Annotated in this window: 20 protein-coding genes and 2 tRNA genes; 9 read left to right on the forward strand and 13 right to left on the reverse strand. The window is 66.9% G+C overall.

Annotation, left to right across the window (positions count from 1 at the left end; translation table 11 throughout):
• Positions 1-2: 2 nt before the first annotated feature.
• From BO1_RS01095 to fdxA, 6 genes are all read right to left on the reverse strand, one after another.
• On the reverse strand, positions 3-494 hold the full coding sequence (locus BO1_RS01095) for a CreA family protein (RefSeq protein ID WP_028215961.1): 492 nt from the start codon (positions 492-494) through the stop codon (positions 3-5).
• Positions 495-581: 87 nt separating this feature from the next.
• Complete coding sequence (locus BO1_RS01100; RefSeq protein WP_043283486.1) at positions 582-875, reverse strand: type II toxin-antitoxin system RelE/ParE family toxin; 294 nt, start codon at positions 873-875, stop codon at positions 582-584.
• On the reverse strand, positions 863-1135 hold the full coding sequence (locus BO1_RS01105; RefSeq protein ID WP_028215963.1) for a CopG family ribbon-helix-helix protein: 273 nt from the start codon (positions 1133-1135) through the stop codon (positions 863-865). Before BO1_RS01105 ends, BO1_RS01100 begins: the two co-directional genes overlap by 13 nt.
• Positions 1136-1293: 158 nt before the next feature.
• Positions 1294-1369: transfer RNA gene (locus BO1_RS01110), tRNA-Asn, on the reverse strand.
• A gap of 83 nt (positions 1370-1452) precedes the next feature.
• Positions 1453-1528: transfer RNA gene (locus BO1_RS01115), tRNA-Asn, on the reverse strand.
• A gap of 129 nt (positions 1529-1657) precedes the next feature.
• Positions 1658-1981: a ferredoxin FdxA gene (gene fdxA, locus BO1_RS01120; RefSeq protein WP_028215964.1), complete on the reverse strand. Its 324-nt coding sequence runs from the start codon at positions 1979-1981 to the stop codon at positions 1658-1660.
• A gap of 289 nt (positions 1982-2270) precedes the next feature.
• Here fdxA and pncB point away from each other — a divergent pair, with 289 nt between their 5' ends.
• The 5 genes from pncB to BO1_RS01145 all read left to right on the forward strand — a co-directional run bounded on the left by pncB (position 2271) and on the right by BO1_RS01145 (position 8466).
• Positions 2271-3473, forward strand: a complete 1203-nt coding sequence (pncB, locus tag BO1_RS01125) for a nicotinate phosphoribosyltransferase (RefSeq protein ID WP_028215965.1) — start codon at positions 2271-2273, stop codon at positions 3471-3473.
• Positions 3474-3576: 103 nt separating this feature from the next.
• Positions 3577-4251 (forward strand): LutC/YkgG family protein, encoded by a 675-nt coding sequence (locus BO1_RS01130; protein WP_043283487.1) that lies wholly within the window; start codon positions 3577-3579, stop codon positions 4249-4251.
• Positions 4252-4313: 62 nt separating this feature from the next.
• Positions 4314-5753 carry a sodium:proton antiporter gene (locus BO1_RS01135; RefSeq protein WP_043283519.1) on the forward strand — a complete coding sequence of 480 codons (1440 nt, stop codon included), beginning with the start codon at positions 4314-4316 and terminating at the stop codon, positions 5751-5753.
• A gap of 197 nt (positions 5754-5950) precedes the next feature.
• Positions 5951-6940: a 2-hydroxyacid dehydrogenase gene (locus BO1_RS01140; RefSeq protein ID WP_028215968.1), complete on the forward strand. Its 990-nt coding sequence runs from the start codon at positions 5951-5953 to the stop codon at positions 6938-6940.
• 5 nt (positions 6941-6945) lie between these two features.
• A complete protein-coding gene (locus tag BO1_RS01145; protein ID WP_407669886.1) occupies positions 6946-8466 on the forward strand; it encodes a DNA recombination protein RmuC in 1521 nt (506 codons plus the stop codon).
• 96 nt (positions 8467-8562) lie between these two features.
• Here BO1_RS01145 and BO1_RS01150 read toward each other — a convergent pair whose 3' ends face one another.
• The 7 genes from BO1_RS01150 to BO1_RS01180 form a co-directional block, all read right to left on the reverse strand.
• Entirely contained in the window at positions 8563-9060 is a 498-nt protein-coding gene (locus BO1_RS01150) for a GNAT family N-acetyltransferase (RefSeq protein WP_028215970.1), read from the reverse strand.
• Positions 9060-9335 carry a DUF3566 domain-containing protein gene (locus tag BO1_RS01155; RefSeq protein ID WP_027817320.1) on the reverse strand — a complete coding sequence of 92 codons (276 nt, stop codon included), beginning with the start codon at positions 9333-9335 and terminating at the stop codon, positions 9060-9062. The genes BO1_RS01150 and BO1_RS01155 overlap by 1 nt, the downstream gene beginning before the upstream one ends.
• A gap of 85 nt (positions 9336-9420) precedes the next feature.
• Positions 9421-10803, reverse strand: coding sequence for a molybdopterin molybdotransferase MoeA (gene moeA, locus BO1_RS01160; RefSeq protein ID WP_028215971.1), 1383 nt, complete (start codon positions 10801-10803; stop codon positions 9421-9423).
• A gap of 102 nt (positions 10804-10905) precedes the next feature.
• Positions 10906-11541: a molybdenum cofactor guanylyltransferase MobA gene (gene mobA / locus BO1_RS01165; protein ID WP_043283488.1), complete on the reverse strand. Its 636-nt coding sequence runs from the start codon at positions 11539-11541 to the stop codon at positions 10906-10908.
• A 7-nt stretch (positions 11542-11548) separates the two neighbouring features.
• Entirely contained in the window at positions 11549-12661 is a 1113-nt protein-coding gene (gene moaA / locus BO1_RS01170; RefSeq protein ID WP_028215973.1) for a GTP 3',8-cyclase MoaA, read from the reverse strand.
• A gap of 148 nt (positions 12662-12809) precedes the next feature.
• Complete coding sequence (locus tag BO1_RS56155) at positions 12810-13355, reverse strand: L,D-transpeptidase (protein WP_218002784.1); 546 nt, start codon at positions 13353-13355, stop codon at positions 12810-12812.
• A gap of 656 nt (positions 13356-14011) precedes the next feature.
• A complete protein-coding gene (locus tag BO1_RS01180) occupies positions 14012-17341 on the reverse strand; it encodes an Rne/Rng family ribonuclease (protein ID WP_028215974.1) in 3330 nt (1109 codons plus the stop codon).
• Between the two features lie 899 nt (positions 17342-18240).
• Here BO1_RS01180 and BO1_RS49265 point away from each other — a divergent pair.
• From BO1_RS49265 to BO1_RS01200, 4 genes are all read left to right on the forward strand, one after another.
• The gene (locus BO1_RS49265) at positions 18241-19278 is read left to right on the forward strand and encodes an RluA family pseudouridine synthase (RefSeq protein ID WP_043283489.1); all 1038 of its coding nucleotides are present in this window, start codon (positions 18241-18243) and stop codon (positions 19276-19278) included.
• A 144-nt stretch (positions 19279-19422) separates the two neighbouring features.
• Entirely contained in the window at positions 19423-20082 is a 660-nt protein-coding gene (locus BO1_RS01190) for an HAD-IIIA family hydrolase (protein WP_028215975.1), read from the forward strand.
• Positions 20079-20492, forward strand: coding sequence for a Rieske (2Fe-2S) protein (locus tag BO1_RS01195; RefSeq protein ID WP_043283490.1), 414 nt, complete (start codon positions 20079-20081; stop codon positions 20490-20492). The genes BO1_RS01190 and BO1_RS01195 overlap by 4 nt, the downstream gene beginning before the upstream one ends.
• A 16-nt stretch (positions 20493-20508) precedes the next feature.
• A complete protein-coding gene (locus BO1_RS01200) occupies positions 20509-21534 on the forward strand; it encodes a S49 family peptidase (protein WP_028215977.1) in 1026 nt (341 codons plus the stop codon).
• Positions 21535-21549: the final 15 nt, after the last annotated feature.

Below are 21549 nucleotides of genomic sequence, written 5' to 3' on the forward strand. Positions count from 1 at the left end.
GTTTAGCGCACGGGAATGGTCGTGCCCGCGGGCATCGGCACGGCGGTGACGCTGTTTTTCGCGCTGCCGCTCACCACGCGGTCGCTGTACGTCAGGTAGACGAGCGCGTTGCGCTTCGTGTCGACTACGCGGACCACGTGCAGCGTCTTGAAGAGAAACGACATGCGCTCGTTGAAGACGTCGGCCTGCTGCTTGAGCGGGGCGGCGAAGCTGATCGGGCCGACCTGGCGGCAGGCGATCGACGCTTCGGTCGGGTCTTCGGCGATGCCGAGCGTGCCCTTCACGCCACCGGTGCGCGCGCGGGAGACGTAGCACGTGACGCCGGCGACGGCGGGATCGTCGTAGGCCTCGACGACCACCCTGTCGGAGCCGGTGACGCGGAAGTTGGTGTTGACGCTGCCGATCTGCTCGGCGTGCGCGGCGCCAAGCGCGAGCGCGCCGGCGCAAAAGGCGAGGGCCGGACGCCGTCGGGCGGCGAGGCGAGTCGATTTCATGCGGATTCCCGAAGATGGCGAAGTGACATTATCGGGCAGGGTGGGGTGGCGGGGGTGCAAGCGGCCCGATCAAGCGCAGTGGAGTCCCTAATAGTCGAACTCGCGCTGATGCCGAAAGGCCAGCAGATAGACCGTATCGTTGCCCGGCTCGTGAAGATATAGCGCGATATAACCGGAGTCGCCGAACGGAATCACGAGTTCGCGCAAATCGGGCGAGCCAGGCAGCGGCCGGCCAATCGAGGGCGCTTTTTCTAGCGAGAGAAATTGCAGGGAGATGACTTGTGCCGCACGTCTCGCGGCTTCCGGTGATTTTTGAGACAAGAATCGTCGGCAGCGCTCCAGTCCTTCGGAGGCGCGCTGCGTGACGATTAGTCGTGGCAATCTGGCACGGCCCTCTCGTCTTCAGTGCCCCAGGTGCGCATCCACGCACGCACTTCGTCACCACGCAAATGCTTTCCGGTTTCGTTGTAATGCCGCCAGGATGCGAGGGCTTCCTGTTTGAAGCGCTCGCGGGCATTCACGCGCTCGGCATGGTGTGCGATTGCCTCGCGCAAGACGGCGTGCAATGTGCAATGCTCCAGTCCGGCAGCCCGCTGGAGGAGGTCTTCCGAATCGTCGTCGAGCTTGATGGAAATGGCCATGGCGCCGAGCCCAGGGGGAGGATATCACTGCTTGATAGTACACGAACTGGTGATACCGTATGCGAGACATCCGGCGATGGCTTGATCTGGCCGAGTGCCCAAGCCGCGCCAGAAAAGAAAAAAGGCGTTGCGCGATGTGCGCAACGCCTTCGATATTTTGGCTCCCCGACCTGGGCTCGAACCAGGGACCTACGGATTAACAGTCCGGCGCTCTACCGACTGAGCTATCGGGGAACAGCAGTACAGCTACAACACTTTAACTTCATGAAAAAGCCCGTTGTGCGTTGTGATTAACACCAACGGGCCTTTGCGAATCTTGGCTCCCCGACCTGGGCTCGAACCAGGGACCTACGGATTAACAGTCCGGCGCTCTACCGACTGAGCTATCGGGGATCAACAAAAGCAGAGAACGAGATTCTATGGGGTCTGGCGGAGTCTGTCAACACCCTGTCGCCATCTTCTTGGTGATCCCGGCCGAAAGGGGCAGGGTTTCAGGATGACGACAGCCCCGGAGACGGACGCTCAGCGTGCGAGCAGCGCGAGCTTGTCCTTCACGTCCTTGAATTCGTCGGCTTCCGGCAGCGGCGCCTTGGTCTTGGTGATGCTCGGCCAGCCCTTGGCGAGGTCGGCGTTCAGCTCGATGAACTGCTGCTGGTCGCCAGGCACGTCTTCTTCGGCGTAGATGGCGTTCACCGGGCATTCGGCAACGCATACGGCGCAGTCGATGCACTCGTCCGGGTCGATCGCGAGGAAGTTGGGACCTTCGCGAAAGCAGTCCACCGGGCACACATCGACGCAGTCGGTATAGCGGCACTTGATGCAGCTTTCGGTCACAACGTGGGTCATTCAGGCAGCTCCTGCATGCTTGTATCGGGGGTTGGCAGTTTGCCAAAACGCCTATTGTAACTGATGCCGATTTTTCTCAGCCAGACGTCCGCAGCGCTGCTTAGATCGTTTCGTGATTAGTTTATGCGCTGTGGTGGTGCGGCGCTGGCGGCTTGGCCTGGGCTCATTCGGGTAACATGGGCGCATCACCGGCGCATGCCGTTTGCGGCGCTGTCGTCTCGCCCTTGCAAGGCGAGGGCGGCCGGCAAGCAAGGCGTGCGCCCTCCGATAGCAGTCCGGCTCGCCCATCATGATTATTACTTCGCTGCTCGATACCGATCTGTACAAATTCACGATGATGCAGGTGGTGCTGCATCATTTTCCCGCGGCCAACGTGGAATACCGCTTCCGCTGCCGTACACCCGACATCGATCTCGTCCCTTACGTCGATGAGATTCGCGGCGAGATCCAGAAGCTTTGCAGGTTGCGCTTTGCCGAGCCCGAGCTCGAGTATCTGCGCAAGATGCGCTTCATCAAGAGCGATTTCATCGATTTCCTCGCGCTCTTCCATCTGAACGAGAAGTACATTTCGGTCACGCCTTCGCCTAAGGGCAACGGCGAAATCGACATCGAGATCAAGGGGCCGTGGCTGCACACGATCCTCTTCGAGATTCCGGTGCTCGCGATCGTCAACGAGGTCTATTTCCGCAACACGCAGCATCATCCGCAGTATGAAGAGGGCCGCGAGCGTCTGCGCCACAAGATCGAGCTGCTCGGCGCGAAGCCGGAATTCGCCGACTGCAAGATCGCCGACTACGGCACGCGGCGCCGCTTCTCGAAACGCTGGCACGAGGAGGTGATCCTCACGCTCAAGGACGACCTCGCCGAGCAGTTCACGGGCACGAGCAACGTCTACTACGCGATGAAGCACAACCTCACGCCGCTCGGCACCATGGCGCACGAGTATCTGCAGGCCTGCCAGGCGCTCGGTCCGCGCCTGCGCGATTCGCAGATCTACGGCTTCGAGATGTGGGCGAAGGAGTATCGCGGCGACCTCGGCATCGCGCTCTCGGACGTCTACGGCATGCAGGCCTTCCTGCGCGACTTCGACATGTACTTCTGCAAGCTCTTCGACGGCGCGCGCCACGACTCGGGCGATCCGTTCGAGTGGGGCGAGCGCCTGCTCAAGCACTACGAGGACAACCGCTGCGACACGCGCACGAAGACCATGATCTTCTCGGACGCGCTCGACATTCCCAAGGTGCTGCGCCTTTACGAACGCTTCAAGGACCGCTGCCGCCTCGCCTTCGGTGTCGGCACCAATCTCACCAATGACCTCGGCTATCAGCCGCTGCAGATCGTCATCAAGATGGTCCGCTGCAATGGCCAGCCCGTTGCCAAGCTCTCCGATTCGCCGGGCAAGAACATGTGCGACGACAAGGCCTATCTGGCCTATCTGCGCCAGGTGTTCGGCATCGAGCAGCCCACGGAAGAAGAGCTCGCGAGCAGTTAAGCGCCGCGCATCGGGCGTTGATTCGCCCACGCGCCGTGCCAGAAGAACAGCGACGCCCCGGTATAATCGGCGCGTCGCTTTTCTTCATCTGTCGAGGACGCGTATGGACTCCAAGGTCGACACCACGGCCGCCCGCCGCAGCATACTCGCGCGCATCCGCGCGGCGCAGGGCCGCGACGCGACGCCCGCCGCGCACGAGCGCGAAGCTGTCGCCGACTACCTCGCGCGTCATCCGCAAGGCCCGCGTCCGCCGCTCGAAGGCGATCTCGTCGCGCGCTTCGTGGCCGAGGCGAAGAAGATGGCCTCGAGCGTCGATGAAGTCGCGCAGCTCGCCGACGTGCCCGCCGCCGCCGCGCGCTATCTCGCGTCGCTCGGCTTGTCCACGCAAGCAGTGGCCTGGCAGACGCTCGAATCGTTCGACTGGGCCGGCGCGGGCTTGAGCGTCGAATTCCGCAAGCCCGAGGATCGCGATCTCGTCGGCCTGACCGGATGCTTTTGCGCAACCGCCGAAACGGGCACGCTGGTCCTGCTCTCCAGCCCGCAGACGTGGGCCTCCGGCGCGTTGCTGCCCGAGACGCACATTGCCGTCGTGCCCGCGTCGCGCATCGTCGCCGGTCACGAGGACGCCTTCGCGCTCATGCGCGCCGAACGCGGCGAGCTGCCCCGCGCGGTCAACTTCGTTTCGGGGCCGTCGCGCACCGGCGATATCGAGCAGACCATCATCCTCGGCGCGCACGGGCCGTATCGCGTGCATGTCATCGTCGTGCAGGGCGCATGACGTTTGAGACCGTCGCGCGCACCGAAGCCGCGCAGCACGTGAAGGGCAGGGCCGCGCGACCCATGCGTTGTTTCGCGTTGCTCGCACGCCATGCGGGCGCCGGGATCGTCGCGGCACTCGGCGTGACGATCGCGCCCGCGGCGCAGGCGGCCGGCGTGGACGGCGCGACGCTTTCCGCGACCTGGGGCCTCCCATTCGCAGGCATGCTGCTGTCGATCGCGCTCTTTCCGATGTTCGCGGCCACGTTCTGGCATTACCACTTCGGCAAGATCTCGGCGGCCTGGGCGCTCGCGTTCCTGCTGCCGTTCGCGGCGACGCACGGGTTTGCGGCCACCTGGCCGCTGTTCCTGCATGCGCTCGTCGACGAGTACGTGCCGTTCATCGTTTTGCTCGGCGCGCTCTATACGATATCGGGCGGCATCTGCGTGTACGGCAATCTGCGCGGCTCGCCGCGCACGAACACGGCGATTCTCGCGCTCGGCACCGCGCTCGCGAGCGTGATGGGCACAACCGGCGCCGCGATGCTGCTGATCCGGCCGCTCTTGCGCGCGAACGACAACCGGCGCCACAACGTCCACGTCGTGGTGTTCTTCATCTTTCTCGCCGCCAATGCGGGCGGCTCGCTCACGCCGCTCGGCGATCCGCCGCTTTTCCTCGGCTTTCTCAACGGCGTGGGTTTCTTCTGGACTACGCAGCATCTCGCGCTGCCGATGCTGTTCGTTTGCGGCGTGCTGCTCGCCGTGTTCTGGCTGCTCGATTCGTGGTACTTCCGCCGTTCGGGCGAAGTGCGCGCGGCGATTCTCGATCCGACGCCCGATTTGCCGTCGCTTCACGTGGGCGGCAAGTTCAACTTCGTGCTGCTGGGGCTCGCGATCGCGCTCGTGCTGATGAGCGGCGTCTGGAAGCCCGATATCGGCATCGCGTTGCCGGGCACCCGCATCGAGTTGCAGAATCTCGTGCGCGATGTGGGGCTTGTCGCGTTGTCGGTCGTATCGCTCGTCTTCGCGTCGCGCAAGGCGCGCGCGGACAACGGCTTCGACTGGGCGCCCATCGCCGAGGTCGCGAAGCTGTTCGCAGGCATCTTCGTGACGATCACGCCCGTCATAGCGATGCTGCGCGCGGGCGAGGCGGGCGCCTTCGCGCAGTTGATCCAGTTCGTAAACGACGCGCCGGGGCGCCCCAACGAGGTGCTGTACTTCTGGGCGACGGGCGTCCTCTCGTCGTTCCTCGACAACGCGCCCACCTATCTCGTGTTCTTCAATCTCGCGGGCGGCGACGCGCAATCGCTGATGACGAGCGGTGCGAAAACGCTCGCGGCGATCTCGGCCGGTGCCGTCTGGATGGGCGCGATGACCTATATCGGCAACGCGCCGAACTTCATGGTGAAGGCGATCGCGCAGCAGCGCGGCGTGCGCATGCCGGGCTTCTTCGGCTATCTTGGCTGGTCCTGCGTGGTGTTGCTGCCGGTGTTCGCCGTGGCGACCTGGCTCTTTTTCGTCTAGCCCGCCCGGCTCGCCTGGCTCATCTAGCCGGCGGGTTTAGCCGCCGTCCGTGGCCCGATTCGCGGCCGAATGCACCTCAGCCGTCCGGCAGGCTTCCGCTGGCGCCCCTTCGCGCGGGACAATGGCGGACAGCCGCACGCGGCCGACCCGGTCAAAGCAAAGCAAGCGGATCAACTTCTGAAGTGTGGAGAGCAACGATGCAAAAGATTCTCGTGGCGCGCCCGATCTTTCCCGACGTGATCGATCGTCTCAAGCAGTATTTCGACGTCGACTGGAACAATGGCGAGACGTTGTCCGCCGACGCCCTCAAGGCGCGCCTCGCCGACAAGGACGGCGCGCTCACCATGGGCGAGCCGATCGACGCAGCGGTGCTGGCCGCGGCGCCGCGCCTGCGCGTGGTCTCGAACATGGCGGTGGGCTACAACAACTTCGACATGGCGGCCTTCAACGCCGCCAATGTTCTGGGCACCAATACGCCCGACGTGCTCAACGAAACCACGGCCGACTTCGGCTGGGCGCTGATGATGGCGGCCGCGCGCCGCGTGGCCGAGTCGGAGCATTTCCTGCGCGCGGGCAAGTGGCAGAAGTGGTCCTTCGACATGTTCATGGGCACAGACGTACACGGCTCGACGCTCGGCGTGGTCGGCATGGGCCGCATCGGCCAGGCGCTCGCGCGCCGCGCGCGCGGCTTCAACATGCGCGTGATCTATCACAACCGCTCGCGCGTCGCGCCCGAGATCGAGGCCGAGCTGAACGCCGAGTACCGCACGAAAGAGGCGCTCCTCAAGGAGGCCGATCACGTCGTGCTCGTGCTGCCGTATGTGCCGGCGAACCACCACACGATCGGCGCGGCCGAGCTCGCGCTGATGAAGCCCACGGCCACGCTCACGAACATCGCGCGCGGCGGCATCGTCGACGACGCGGCGCTGGCCGAGGCGCTGCGCACGCGCCAGATCGCCGCCGCGGGCCTCGACGTGTTCGAAGGCGAGCCGAGCGTGCACCCGGCACTGCTCACGGTCGACAACGTGGTGCTCACGCCGCACATCGCGAGCGCGAGCGAGGGCACGCGCCGCGCGATGGCGAACCTGGCCGCCGACAATCTGATCGCCGCGCTGGGCGAGGGCCCGCGCGCGGGCCAGCCGCCCAATCCGGTCAATCCCGACGTGATGGGGAAAGCGCGTTCATGAGCGCCATGCCGTTGATGGCGGTTGCGACGCTCGTGCTCGCGCTCGCGCTGCTATGTGCGATCGTGGCGTTGATGCGCGCGCGCCGTGGCGCGCATGACGACGAGCGCGCCGAAGCCACGCTCGACGCGCTCGACCAGTTGAGCGACCGCATCGCGGGTTCGACCGACACGCAGGCGCGCGCGGCCGAGCGCATCGAACGCGAGCTGCGCAACGAGATCGCGCGCACCGCGCAGGCCTCGCGCAGCGAATTCGGCGGCGGCTTCACACAGGTGCAGCAGGCGCTCGCCGCGCACCTCACGAGCATTGCGACCGTGCAGAGCGGCCAGCTCGACAGCTTCGCGCAGCAGCTCGCGAAGCTCACCGGGAGCAACGCGCAGCAGCTCGACGCCGTGCGCCAGAGCCAGCAGTTGCAGGCGCAACAGGCACGCGACGAGCAAGGCCAGGCGCTGCGCCATTTCGGCAACGTGCTCGGCCAGCAGCTCGTGCAGCTGACCGAGGCGAACGACCGCCGCCTGGCCGAGGTGCGCGCGACGCTGGAGCAGCGCCTGAAGGACATCGAAGCGAACAATGCGGCGAAGCTCGAAGAGATGCGCCGCACCGTCGACGAGAAGCTGCACGCGACGCTCGAGCAGCGTCTGGGCGAATCGTTCAAGCTCGTCTCCGACCGGCTCGAGCAGGTGCATCGTGGGCTGGGCGAGATGCAGACGCTCGCGGCTGGCGTCGGCGACCTGAAAAAGGTGCTGACGAACGTGAAGACGCGCGGCACGTGGGGCGAGGTGCAGCTCGAAGCGCTGCTCGAGCAGATGCTCACGCCCGACCAGTACGCGAAGAACGTGGCGACAGTGCCCGGCAGCAGCGAGCGCGTGGAGTTTGCGATCCGGCTGCCGGGGCGCGGGCTGCAGGGCGGCGGTTCCGCTTCCTCCGCCTCCGATAGCGCGCCGGTCTGGCTGCCCGTCGACGCCAAGTTTCCGCGCGAGGACTACGAGCGGCTCATCGACGCGCAGGAGCGTGCCGACGCCGCCGGCATCGAGGAGGCGGGCCGTGCGCTCGAGGCCCGCGTGCGCGCCGAGGCGCGCACCATCGCCGAAAAATACGTCGCGCCGCCGCACACGACCGACTTCGCGCTGCTGTTCCTGCCCACCGAAGGGCTCTATGCCGAGATCCTGCGCCGGCCAGGCCTCACCGACGTCTTGCAGCGAGATTACCGCGTGAGCGTCGCGGGCCCGACCACGCTGACGGCGCTGCTCAACAGCCTGCAGATGGGTTTTCGCACGCTCGCCATCGAGAAGCGTTCGAGCGAGGTCTGGCAGGTGCTCGGCGCGGTGAAGACGGAGTTCGGCAAGTTCGGCGAAGTGCTCGCGCGCACGAAGTCGCAGCTGGAGACGGTGACGCGCTCGATCGAAGCCGCCGAGGTGCGCACGCGCGCGATGAGCCGCAAGTTGCGCGATGTCGAGGCCTTGCCCGGGGAGGCGGCGTCGAACCTGCTCGGCGATGTGCTGCGCAACGCAGAGAACGGCGACGAGTGATCCACGCGCAGCGCGATTGCGCGCATTGAGTTGGACACAAAAAAACGGGCCGTTCGCAGCAAACTGCGGACGGCCCGTTTTTCTTGTCGCAGGGGCTTAGCTCGCAACCCGCTCGGCCGGTGCCGCAAGCTGGTCGAGCGCGTCGCCCGTCACGCGCACCACACGCCAGTCAGGCAGGACGGTCGCGCCCATCTTCTCGTAGAAGCGGATGGCCGGCTCGTTCCAGTCGAGCACGGTCCACTCGAAGCGGCCGCACTGGCGCTCAACGGCGATGGCCGCGAGCGCGCGCAGCATGGCCGTGCCGAGTCCGGTGCCGCGCTGCGACGGCTGCACGTAGAGATCTTCGAGATAGAGCCCGCGGCGTCCGAGGAAGGTCGAGTAGTTGTGGAAGAACAGCGCGTAGCCGACGATGCGGCCTGCCTCTTCAGCCACCAGCGCCTCGGCCGACGGACGCGCGCCGAAGAGCGCGTCGGCGAGCCCCTCGGGCGTGCCGGTGAAGAGGTGCGTGAGCTTTTCGAATTCGGCGAGCTCGTACATCAGCGCGTGCATGGCGCTCACATCGGCGGGCGTGGCCGCGCGGATCGTGGCGCTCATCACGCTTCCTCCGGGACATCGGAGAGATGGATCTCGATGCCGCCGAAGCGCGAGGCGACCCAGTTGTACAGATGGCAGGCGATCCACAGCAGCACGAAGCCGACGATCGCATTGAGGATCAGCGCGCTGAATACGGTGCCGAGCTCGAAGGTGCCGTAGCGGAAGAACGCGACCACCGCGACGAGCAGCACGACCGGCACGCTGAAGGTCAGGTACACGAGGATGAGGGCCTTCGCAGTCTGCCCGGCGGCGATAAACGAGATCTGTTTTTTCATGTGAGTCGGTCCGTAGGTCGATGGGACGTCGCTGATCGACGTTGAATGATGTTGAACGTTGCGGTGGCTGGCCATGAGCGCCGCACTAGACGAGACCGTCGAAGAGCATGATGTCGACGGCGTCGCCGGCATCGAGGTCGTTGCTTTCGTGGGCGAGCACGATGAAGCAGTTCGCCTCGCTCATCGTGCTGAGCGCGCCGGAGCTTTGTGAGCCCGTGGGCGCGACGCGCCACTGGCCCTGCGCATCGCGTTCGGCAATGCCGCGCTGGAATTCGGTGCGGCCAGGGCGCTTCCTGATGGGCGCGTCGCAGCGCGCCGGAATGAGCGGCACCGGCTGCGGCGTCGCGCCCGACATCGCGATCAGGGCGGGCCGCACGATTTGATAGAACGCGACCATCGTGGCGACGGGGTTGCCTGGCAATCCGAACAGGAGCGCCGCGCGCCCCACGCCTGGGTGGCCGCCCGACCAGATGCGGCCGAATGCGAGCGGGCGGCCCGGGCGCATGGCGAGGCCCCAGAACGACACGTCGCCGAGCGTCTGCAGCTGGGTGCGCGTGAAATCGGCTTCGCCGACCGAGACGCCACCCGAGGTCAACACGACGTCGGCGCTTTCGGCGGCTGCCTTGAGCGTGGCGGCCAGCGATTCGGGGTCGTCGCGCACCACGCCGAGGTCGATCGGCTCGACGTTCAGGCGCTGGAGCATCGCGCCAAGCGTGTAGCGATTGCTGTCGTAAATGCAGCCGGCGTCGAGCGGCTCGCCGGGCGAGCGCAGTTCGTCGCCGGTCGAGAAGTACGCCACGCGCAGGCGCCGCCGCACGGCCACGTCGACGATGCCGAGCGAGGCCAGCAAGCCGATGTCGCTCGCGCGCAGCACGCGGCCCGCGCGCAGCGCCGCGTTGCCGCGCGCGAGGTCTTCGCCCTTGCGGCGGCGGTTCGCGCCGGGCGTCACGGCGTCGGCGCGGAATGTAATCGATTCGGTGAGCGCTTCATTGACCACTTCGGTGAGCGACTCGGCCGCGGCGGCTTCTCCCGCCGTGCTCCCGCTGCGCTCCACGCGCTCCTGCGGGACGACGGTGTCGCAGCCGGCGGGCATCGGCGCCCCGGTCATGATGCGCACGCACGCGCGCGGCGCGATGGCGCCCGTGTACGGATGGCCGGCGAATGCCTTGCCGGCCACGTCCAGCGTGAGCGACGCGTCACTGGGTGCGGCATCGTGTAACAGCAGCGACGCGCCGTCGAACGCATAGCCATCCATGGCCGAGTTGTCGTGCGCGGGGACGTCGATCGGCGAGATCACGTCCGAGGCGAGCACGCGAGCGAGCGCATCGCGCAACGGCACGCGCTCGCTTTGCACAAGCGGCGTCACCCACTGGAGCACGATGGCCTGGGCGGCGCTGACGGGCAAGGCTTGAGGATCGAACTGGCTAAGGCTTCCTGCGCTACCGGAAATACTGTTAAGCGTGGTCATGGAGTGGAGAAGCGTCGCATCCGCACGATGGGTGCGGCGATCGTCCTGGGGGACGTGCATCAGGCCGGTGGCGGGCGGTGGCGGTCAAGCCGGTGGCGCTCGTCAGGCACGGTCGAGGTCGGCAAGTTCCTGTAAGGAATTGACATTGTAAAACGCACGCTCGTCGGCAAAGGCCACTTCGGCCGCCGTGTGGCGCGCGTACCACGCACGCACCTTGCGCTCGCCCGCGTCCAGAAACGCCGCGAGGTCGTTGGCGAGCGAGGTGTGGACGAGCGCGAAGACGGGGTGCAGGCTGACTTCGCCGGCCGCGTTCGCCGTCGTTGCCGTGGCGATCAGCGTGTCTTGCGCGCGTGCCGCTTCGGCCAGCCTCGCGCCAAGGTCGGCAGGCAGCCACGGCGAATCGCAGGGCGCGCTCAGCAGCCATTCGGTGCGGGCCGCACGCAGGCCGGCAAGCAGTCCCGCGAGCGGGCCGGGGTAGTCGGGCAGCGTATCGGCGATCACCTGCGCCTGCCACGGTGCGCCGAGTTCGGCATAGACATCGCGGTTGCGGTTCGCGCTGATGGCGAGGGCGCCCACCTGAGGCGCCAGGCGCGCCAGCACGTGCGCGGCGAGTGGCTTGCCGTGCAGGCGCTGCAGGCCTTTGTCGACGCCGCCCATGCGCTGGCCGCGGCCGCCCGCGAGCACGAGGCCGGTGAGTGCGGCGGCGGGGATGGCGGGGGCAGGCGAGGTCGCGGGCATCGGCGTATCAGCCGCCGATATAGGACATTTCGATGCGGCGCTCTTCGCCCACAGCCGGGGCGGCCTCGCTGCCGCGCAACTGCGAATAGCGGTCGGCGCGCTGCTCCCAGATCTGCGCGATCGCGGCCGAGATGGCGGCGTCGCTCGCCTCGCCGCGCAGCAACGCGCGCAGGTCGTAGCCCATCGTGGCGAACAGGCACAGATACAGCTTGCCTTCGGTTGAGAGGCGCGCGCGCGTACAGTCGCCACAGAATGCGCGCGTGACGCTCGAAATCACGCCGATTTCGCCGGCGCCGTCTGCGTAGCCCCAGCGCTGCGCCGTTTCGGCCGCGTTGTGCGCTTCGAGCGGAACGAGCGGGAAGTGCTCGGCGATGCGTGCGACCACGTCGGCCGACGGCAACACTTCGGTCATGTTCCAGCCGTTCGAGGTGCCCACGTCCATGTACTCGATAAAGCGCAAGGTCACGCCCGAGCCGCGGAAGTGGCGCGCGAGCGGCACGATCTCGCTGTCGTTGGTGCCGCGCTTGACGACCATGTTGACCTTGAGCGGCGAGAGCCCCACGGCTTGCGCGACGGCAATGCCTTCGAGCACGTCGGCGACCGAGAAGTCGGCGTCGTTCATGCGGCGAAAGAGGGCGTCGTCGAGCGCGTCGAGGCTCACCGTGACGCGCGTGAGGCCTGCGTCGCGCAATGCGCGCGCCTTGCGCGCGAGCAGCGAGCCATTGGTCGTGAGCGTGAGGTCGAGCGGCTCGCCCGCTGGCGTGCGCAGCTTCGCGAGACGCTCGATCAGGAATTCGATGTTCTTGCGCAGGAGCGGTTCGCCCCCGGTCAGGCGAATCTTGGTGACGCCATGCGCGACGAAAAGGCGCGCAAGACGTTCGATTTCTTCGAGCGAGAGCAGTGCGGAATGCGGCAGGAACGGGTAGTCCTTGTCGAAAACCGCGCGCGGCATGCAGTAGACGCAGCGGAAGTTGCAGCGGTCCGTCACCGAGATGCGCAGGTCGTGCAGCGGTCGCGCGAGGGTGTCGAACAGTTCGCCGGACGGCGAGCGCACGGCCTCAACGGCCGGGCTGGGCGGCAGCGAACGGACGTCGGCAACAGGGATGATGCGTCGGGACATGGTGGGCTCGTACTCGCGATAGCTCGATTTTAGCCCAACCGCGCTTTGCCCATGACCAATTTGATATATCAGCCGGAGCCTGGCCGTCAGAAGCGATGCTCACCGTTTCCGGCGGCGCATCAACCGGGCGGTGCCCCGTCGCGCGCCTTCAGGTGCGATAGACGAATACCCGTGTGCCTTTGGGGCTGCTGTCCCAGAGTCGCTTCATGGCCGCTTCGGAACCCACGCCCATACATCCGTGGCTTGCCCCGTAATAGCCTTCCGACTGGAACTGATACGACAAATGGAAGGCTTCACCGGTGGCGGGGGAGGCGTCCCACGAGATAAACATCGCGTACGGCATGGGCGTGCCATAAATGCTCGAGACGTGATTACGACTCTTGTGGGTAATCCGGCCGTAGCCTTCTCCGGTCAGATATCGGGGACCCCGCGCGTCCCCCGGACGCACGTAAAACGCCCACTGCGGCTTGCCGCTTTCATACACCGTGGCGGTATAGGTGGTTTTGTCCACGCAAACGATCCGCTTTGCCCTGGTGCACGCGCTCGGCGCAGTGGCGGGCGGGCTAGCCGCGCCAAAGTCAAAACCGGCCGGAAAGACCGGGGGACCGCCGAGCGCATCGTGCGGCTCTACGGCCGGGTTCGCGGCGAGCGCAATGGCTGCTTGATCCTGGATCATTTTGATCGCTTCAGACATGGGCATCCCGGCGGGAGGCAGCGTCACCCGTACTGGCGTCATGGCTTGGGTCGTGGGCGGCGCAGAGGTGGCCGCAGCATCTGCTGTTGCGATCTTCGAGGCGGTGGGGAGGGCCTCTGCGCCAGGCGACGTAGAGGTTGTCGCGACGGCGGCAGGCGTGGCGCCAGGGGGTGCCCCGTCGGCGCGGTATCCCGCCGGTGAGTCACCGGCACCGATCGCCACGACGGCCACGGCTCCTGTCGCCAGGAGCGCACCCGCCACGATACCCCGACGAACCCATGCATGCCCCGACATTGAACCTCCAAACGCGGGACTGTCAGCGCCGCATCGTCACTTTTCCAGAAACTGGCGCGTCATGTGACGCGATCCTCATCAGGCGGCATGGTAGGGGTTTCGACTCACTTTCACGACCGCATACGAGGAATTACTGGCTATGTGTCAAGCCAGTTGCAATATGCCTCACCCGGATCGTGTGTCACACAGTCGCATTTGGGCTTGTTGGCTTTTCCGGCTGTTGTGCCTTTCGCCTGGACCCTGATTCTTCCTCACAATGAAAAACACCCCAAAGGTTGGGCCGTTGGCCAACTTTTGGGGTGCAGATCAGCATGGCTGGCTGCCTGCGCCGTCAATCGGCCCAGGCAGCGTTCGCGCGGTGCTTACGGCTGGCGGGTCGTCTCCACCTGCTGCATCGGCGTGCTGTCGGCCGGCGGCAGCGGCTTGCGCTCGCGCGGCACGCGCGCGGGCTTCACCACTTGCGCGGCGGCGTCCTGCGCGGCGCGCAGCTTGACGGCGTCGGTGTTGACCCACACGAGGCCAGCCGATTCCAGCATCGGACGCAGCGTGTCGGCCGTGACGGCCGCGCCGGCTTGCGTGTGATGCTGGGTCGCGGTTTCGGCAATCACCGTTGCGGTTTCGGCCTGCGCCACAACCGCTTCGACACGCGTTTCGACCGGCTCGGGTTGAGCGATGACGGCCGGCTCGGCAGCCGGTGCGGCCGGCGCTTCGACGCGGTCTTCGCGCACGGGCAGCGCTTCGGCAGCAGCGCTTTCCACGACGGGCGCCGCAGGCGTTGCGGCTTCGGTCACCGGCGCAGCTACCGCCTGGGCCGGCTCGGCTTCAACCGGCGTGGCAGCAGCAACCGGCTCGACGACCGGTGCAACCGACGCAACCGGCGGGGCAGCAGGCGCCGCCGCTTCGGCAGCGGCCTCACCCTGGGTCTCGACCGGCGCGGCCGTCACGGCGACCGACGCTTCGGCGGCCGACGTTTCGATCACTTGCGCCGGTTGGGCCGGCTGCTCCGCTTGCGCGGCTTCGGCAGCCGCGGCGGTTGCGACCGGCAGGGCGGTCGCGACCACGGCTTCTGCGACGGAAGCGTGAACGACGGCTTCCGGCGCGCGGGCTTCGGCCTGGGCTTCGACGCGCTCGGCAGCATGCTCGCCCGCAGGCGCTGCAACGGCCGTTTCGTCGGTGCTTTCGTCGCTGCCATCATCGGCGCCCGCAGCGCCTTCGAGCCCTTGCGTGCCTTCCGCATCGCGCTCGCGGCGACCGCCGCGGCGGCCGCGGCGGCGGCGGCGGCGCTCTTCACTTTGCGGCGTCGTGCCGTCTTCCTCAGCACCCGCGTGGGTCACGCCGTCGGTGAGGGCGGCCTGGGCGGCTTCCGCAGTGTCGGCTTCGGTGCTGGCGGCGTCGAGGCGTGCTTCTTGCGCCTCGGCGGCTTCGGCCGGTTGCTGGCGTCGGCGTTCGCCACGCTCGGCGCGTTCGCCGCGCTCACGGCGCTCGCCTCGCTCCTGGCGCTCGTCGCGCGGGGCGGCTTCTGCCGTCTCGCTGCGCTCCTGACCGCGCTCGACGCGCTCGATGCGCTGCTCGCGCTCGGCGCGGGCTTCGCGCCCTTCGCGTGCCTCACGCGGTTCGCGTTGTTCGCGCGGCTCACGGGATTCACGTGCTTCACGCGGCTCGCGGGGTTCACGCGGCTCGCGGGTCGCGCGGCCTTCACGGCCTTCGCGACCCTCACGGGCTTCACGCGGCTCGCGTTCTTCACGGCGTCCCGACGGCTGGCCGGTGCGCGTGCCGCCCGCGGCCTCGCCACGACCGGCCGCGTCGCGGCCGCCGCTACGGCGATTGCGGTTGCGGTCAGCGGAGCCGGCCCCAGCGCCGGCTTTCTCGCCGCGCTCGGTGCGGGCTTCGCGTGCCGGACGGGCCGCCTTTTCCTGTTGCTCGACCGGAGCCGGAGCGGGGGCTGCAGCCGGTGCGCCGCCAAAGAGACGTTTGATGAACGCGAAGAAGCCGCCGCCACCTGCCGGCGCGGCTGCGACCGCCGCGCCCACGGGAGCGGCTTCAACCGGCTTGACCTGTGCGGTGGGTGCCGGACGCTCGGGCGTGATGCCCTTCACCGCGGCTTCCTGCTTCGGCTTGGCTTCGGCCGTGCGCTTGCTGTAGCCGGTCTCCGACTCGAGCTCGCGCGCGGCCTCTTCGGCCATCTTCCAGGAGGCGCGCGGGTCGTCGAGGCGGGTGTCGTCGTGACGCAGGCGCTCGAGCTTGTAGTGCGGCGTTTCGAGGTGCTTGTTCGGGATCAGGACGACGCCGACCTTGAAGCGCGACTCGATCTTGTTGATCTCCGCGCGCTTTTCGTTGAGCAGGAAGGCAGTCACTTCGACCGGCACCTGGCAATGGATGGCCGCGGTGTTTTCCTTCATCGCTTCTTCCTGGATGATGCGCAGGACCTGAAGCGCCGACGATTCCGTATCGCGGATATGTCCCGTGCCGTTACAGCGCGGGCAGGTGACGTGGCTGCCTTCCGAGAGGGCGGGGCGCAGGCGCTGGCGCGACAGCTCCATCAGGCCGAAGCGCGAGATCTTGCCCATCTGCACGCGCGCGCGGTCGTGGCGCAGCGCGTCCTTCAGGCGCTGCTCGACTTCACGCTGGCTCTTGGCCGACTCCATGTCGATGAAGTCGATCACGATCAGGCCGCCCAGGTCGCGCAGACGCAGCTGGCGCGCGACTTCGTCGGCGGCTTCGAGGTTGGTGCGCGCGGCGGTTTCCTCGATGTCGGCGCCCTTGGTGGCGCGCGCCGAGTTCACGTCGATGGCAACCAGTGCTTCGGTGTGGTCGATCACGATCGCACCGCCCGAGGGCAGCGGCACCGTGCGGGAGTAGGCCGTCTCGATCTGGTGCTCGATCTGGAAACGCGAGAAAAGCGGCACGTCGTCGTGATACCGCTTCACCTTATTGACATTGTCCGGCATCACGATATCCATGAAGGCGCGTGCCTGGTCATAGATCTCGGTGGTGTCGATGAGGATTTCGCCAATGTCGGGCTGGAAGTAGTCGCGGATCGCGCGAATGACGAGGCTCGATTCCAGGTAGATCAGCATCGGCTGGCCGGACTGGCCAGCCTGCGACGCGGCTTCGATGGCGCGCCACAGTTGCAGCAGGTAGTTCAGGTCCCACTGGAGCTCTTCGGCGGAGCGGCCGATGCCGGCCGTGCGCGCGATGATGCTCATGCCTTCCGGCAGTTGCAGCTGCGCCATGGTTTCGCGCAGCTCCTGACGGTCGTCACCCTCGATGCGGCGCGAGACGCCGCCGCCGCGCGGGTTGTTCGGCATCAGGACGAGGTAGCGGCCGGCGAGCGAGATGAAGGTGGTGAGGGCGGCGCCCTTGTTGCCGCGCTCTTCCTTCTCGACCTGGACGATCAGTTCCTGGCCTTCCTTGAGGGCGTCCTGAATGCGCGCGCCGCGCATGTCGATGCCTTCGCGGAAGTACTGGCGGGCGACTTCCTTGAACGGCAGGAAGCCGTGGCGGTCTTCGCCGTAGTTGACGAAACACGCTTCGAGCGACGGCTCGATGCGCGTGACGATGCCCTTGTAAATGTTGCCTTTGCGCTGTTCGCGGCCGGCGGTTTCGATGTCGATGTCGATGAGCTTCTGTCCATCGACGATGGCGACGCGCAGCTCTTCCTGCTGCGTCGCGTTGAACAACATTCGTTTCATTGAACGGCTCCAGTGCGGCTTCGCGTGCGGCCCTGGCCCTTTGAGGCGCCCGACGCTTCGACGGGCAGCACAGGGACGGGCAGCGGCAAGCCGCGCCTTATTGTGTTTTCACAAGCACGCTGGAGCAGGAACGATGGCGGGGAGAATTGCCTTTCGGGCGCCCGGTCTGGCGTTGCGTTGCCAGGGACGGGCCGCGTGGGCTCATGCGAAATACGTCTTCAACAAGCGACAAGACGGGCCGCGGAAAGAACGACGGCACTGGCTTCCTGCGCTTCCGATCCGCCCGCCGCCGCCTGGTCGCTATGGGTTGCGTGCGCAGGCGGCAAAGCGCGCCATGCACGACCACGACAGGACATGGGCCGCAGCCGCGAACTGCGCGCGCTGCCGGCTGGATCTGCTTTGCGGCATCAAGCATCAAGCAGATGCCGCACACGGGAAGCTTTCAGGAACGCCCGCCTTCCCCCTCGGGATGTCTCGCCACTTTTGACGTCGCCATGTCCCGCACATTGCCGGGACGCTTCGGGCGCTCGCCGTATTTTCGCCACCGGCGCGTCGGGCTGCGGTCGCTTCGAATCATGTCGACCACGCGGCGCGACGCACCGGATGAATTCTTTATACCAACCTTCCGTTACCGTCGGAGTCCGTCCCGACCGAACGTGCCTGTGGGCGCCGTCCCTGCCGTGCGCGGATTTCCGTGCGTGCAACTCGTTGCATCTCTTCAGACGGGGTGAGCAACCAGCCCCGGGCGCAAGTAAAATATCGGTTTATCGCTTGCCGCCTGCGCATGCTGCGCGGTTCAAGATCTCGAAGAAACGCCCTTGGGTATCCGTCGGGCGAATCAGGAACTTTTTGGCCGTTTGGCCTGCCGTCGCGTCAGCGCTGGGCAAATTATATTCAGAATGAAAGGGTTAGGCAAAATATCCCAGAATCAGGTCGCGAGCGACCAGGTTTCGTTCGTCGAGATCGACGAAGGCGCTGCTGGTCAGCGGATCGACAATTTCCTGCTGCGCGTCTGCAAGGGCGTGCCGAAGAGCCACATCTACCGCATTCTGCGCAGCGGGGAAGTGCGCGTGAATAAGGGGCGAATCGACGCGCAATACCGGCTCGAGCTCGGCGATCTCGTGCGCGTGCCGCCCATGCGCGTGGCGCAGCCGAGCGAGCCCGCGGGCGCGGCGAGCGTGCCCGCGGCGGAATTCAGCGTGCTGTACGAGGACGATGCACTGCTCGTCATCGACAAGCCCGCTGGCGTGGCCGTGCATGGCGGCAGCGGGGTGGCTTTCGGCGTGATCGAGCAGTTGCGCGAGGCGCGGCCGCACGCCAAATTTCTCGAGCTCGTGCACCGGCTCGACCGCGAGACTTCCGGCGTGCTGATGCTCGCGAAGAAGCGCTCGGCGCTGGTCGGCCTGCACGAGCAGATGCGCGAGAACAAGACGGACAAGCGCTATTACGCGTGCGTCCACGGGGAATGGGCGAGCGACTGGGGGCGCCGGCGCGCCGTCAAGGAGCCGCTCCATAAGTATCTGACCCCGGAAGGCGAGCGCCGCGTGCGCGTGCAGCCCGACGGGCTGCCGTCGCATACGGTGTTCAATCTCGTCGAGCGCTGGCCCGGCTACGCGCTCGTCGAGGCCGAGCTCAAGACCGGCCGCACGCATCAGATCCGCGTGCACCTGGCCCATCTGGGCCTGCCGATCATCGGCGACGCCAAGTACGGCGACTTCGCGCTCAACAAGGCGCTCGCGCGCAACGGCGCGAATCCCGGCGTCAAGCGCATGTTCCTGCATGCGCACCGGCTCAAGCTCACGCACCCGATCACGGGCGCGCCGCTGCAATTCGAGGCGCCGCTGCCGCCCGAGCTGCGCCGCTTCGTCGGCGAGCTGCGCGCGCAGCGCGAAGCGACGGGGGAAGGCGAAGGCCACGCCGCCGCGCAACCCGAATGAGGGCACGGCGAAGCGCTGATCGAAGCGGCGCGCGGCGTTACGCTGGACAACACGCCCGGCGCCGCCACGTACGTCGCGAGCGGCGCCACAATGAACCGGGGAGCAAGCCGGACTCAAGAACAACAGTGTTTGGAGAAGGACCGCATGGCCCGAGAGCAATTTGACCTGATTGTGTTCGACTGGGACGGCACGCTGATGGACTCGACCGCCCACATTACGCGCAGCATCCAGGCCGCATGCCGCGACCTGGGGCTGCCTGTGCCCGGCGACGAGGCCGCGAGCTACGTGATCGGCCTGGGTTTGCGCGAGGCGCTGCAGATTGCCGCGCCCACGCTCGATCCCGCCGACTATCCGCGCCTCGTGGAGCGCTACCGCATCCATTACCTGCTGAAGGATCAGCAAACCGAGCTGTTCTCGGGCGTGCGCGAGATGCTCGCCGAACTGCGCGACACGGGCTATCTGCTGGCGGTGGCGACCGGCAAGAGCCGGGTCGGGCTGAACCGCGCGCTCGCCGAAGCCAGGCTCACGAGCCTGTTCGACGGCACGCGCTGCGCCGACGAGACCTTCTCGAAGCCGCATCCGGCCATGCTGCAGGAACTCACGCGCGAATTGGGGCAGGATCTTAACCGCACGGTGATGATCGGCGACACGACCCACGATCTGCAGATGGCCGCGAACGCCGGCGCGGCAGGCGTGGGCGTGGCCTACGGCGCCCATTCGCCGGGTGCGCTGGAGGTGCTCGCGCCGCGCTATATCGCGCCGGACGTGGCGGCGCTCGCCACCTGGCTGAGGGAGCACGCATGAGCGCGCACCCGCAGACGAATGCGACGGCGCAGCATGCCCCCGTGCGCGTGTGCGCCGCCGACGAGCTCATCGAGGGCGGCGCCGGCCAGCGCATGAACGCGACTTACGTGGGTGGCGACGCCGTGGTGTTCTTCGTGCGGTACGGCGGCGAGGTGTACGGTTACCTGAACCGTTGCGCGCATGTGCCGATGGAGCTCGACTGGGTCGAAGGGCAGTTCTTCGAGTCGTCGGGGCTCTACATCATGTGCGCGACGCACGGCGCGATCTATCAGCCCGACACGGGCAAGTGCGTGGGCGGCCCGTGCCGCGGCGCGCGGCTGCGTGCTGTGCGTGTCGAGGAACGCGACACGCCCGAGGGCCGTGCGGTATTCTGGTTGCCGGACGACGATTTGAGTCCGACCCCATCCTGATCTTCATTGCCCACGCATGTCCGACAATCTGACCCCTGAGCCCAACGAGCCGGCGCGTCCCGCGCCCGCCGGGAAGTCCGGCAGCGCCTCAGGCGCCGACGGTGGCAAGCCCGGCTGGGAGCGCGAGGCGCTCGAGCGCATTGCGCTAGCCGCGATCAACGAGCAGCGCGCGGCGCGGCGCTGGAGGATCTTCTTCCGCTTCGCGTTTCTTGCGGTGCTGGCGGTGATCGCGTGGAGCCTCCTCGATCTTTCCGGCGCGCGCGTGGACAGCGGCGGCCGCCACACGGCGCTCGTCACGCTCGACGGCGAGATTTCGTCGGATACGCAAGCCAACGCCGACGACATCAACAGCGCGCTCGACAGCGCCTTCGACGACGACGGCACCGCTGGCGTGATCCTGCACATCGACAGCCCCGGCGGCTCGCCGGTGCAGGCCGGCATCATCAACGACGAGATCCACCGGCTGCGCAAGAAATACCCGGCCATTCCGCTTTACGTGGTGGTGGGCGACATGTGCGCCTCGGGCGGCTATTACGTCGCCGCCGCGGCCGACAAGATCTATGTCAACAAGGCCAGCATTGTCGGCTCCATCGGCGTGCTGATGGACGGCTTCGGCTTCACGGGCCTGATGGACAAGCTCGGCATCCAGCGCCGCCTGCGCACCTCGGGCGAGAACAAGGGCTTCTACGACCCGTTCTCACCCGACACGCCGAAGATGGACGCGCATGCGCAGGAGATGCTCGACCAGATCCACCAGCAGTTCATCGACGCCGTGAAGGCGGGCCGCGGCCAGCGCCTGAAGGACTCGCCGGACGTCTTCTCGGGCCTCTTCTGGACCGGCCAGAAGAGCGTCGAGCTCGGCCTCGCCGACGGCTTCGGCGACAACGACTACGTGGCGCGCGAAGTCATCAAGGCGCCGGACATCATCGACTACACGGTCAAGCAGGGCATCACCGACCGCGTGGCGAAGCGCTTCGGCGCGAGCATCGGCTCGGCGGCCGTGCATTCGCTGATCTCGGGCGGGGAGGTCTCGCTGCGCTGATCCGCCGCGTTGGGG

Origin of the sequence: Paraburkholderia oxyphila NBRC 105797 (assembly GCF_000685075.1) — a bacterium.
Lineage (GTDB): Bacteria > Pseudomonadota > Gammaproteobacteria > Burkholderiales > Burkholderiaceae > Paraburkholderia > Paraburkholderia oxyphila.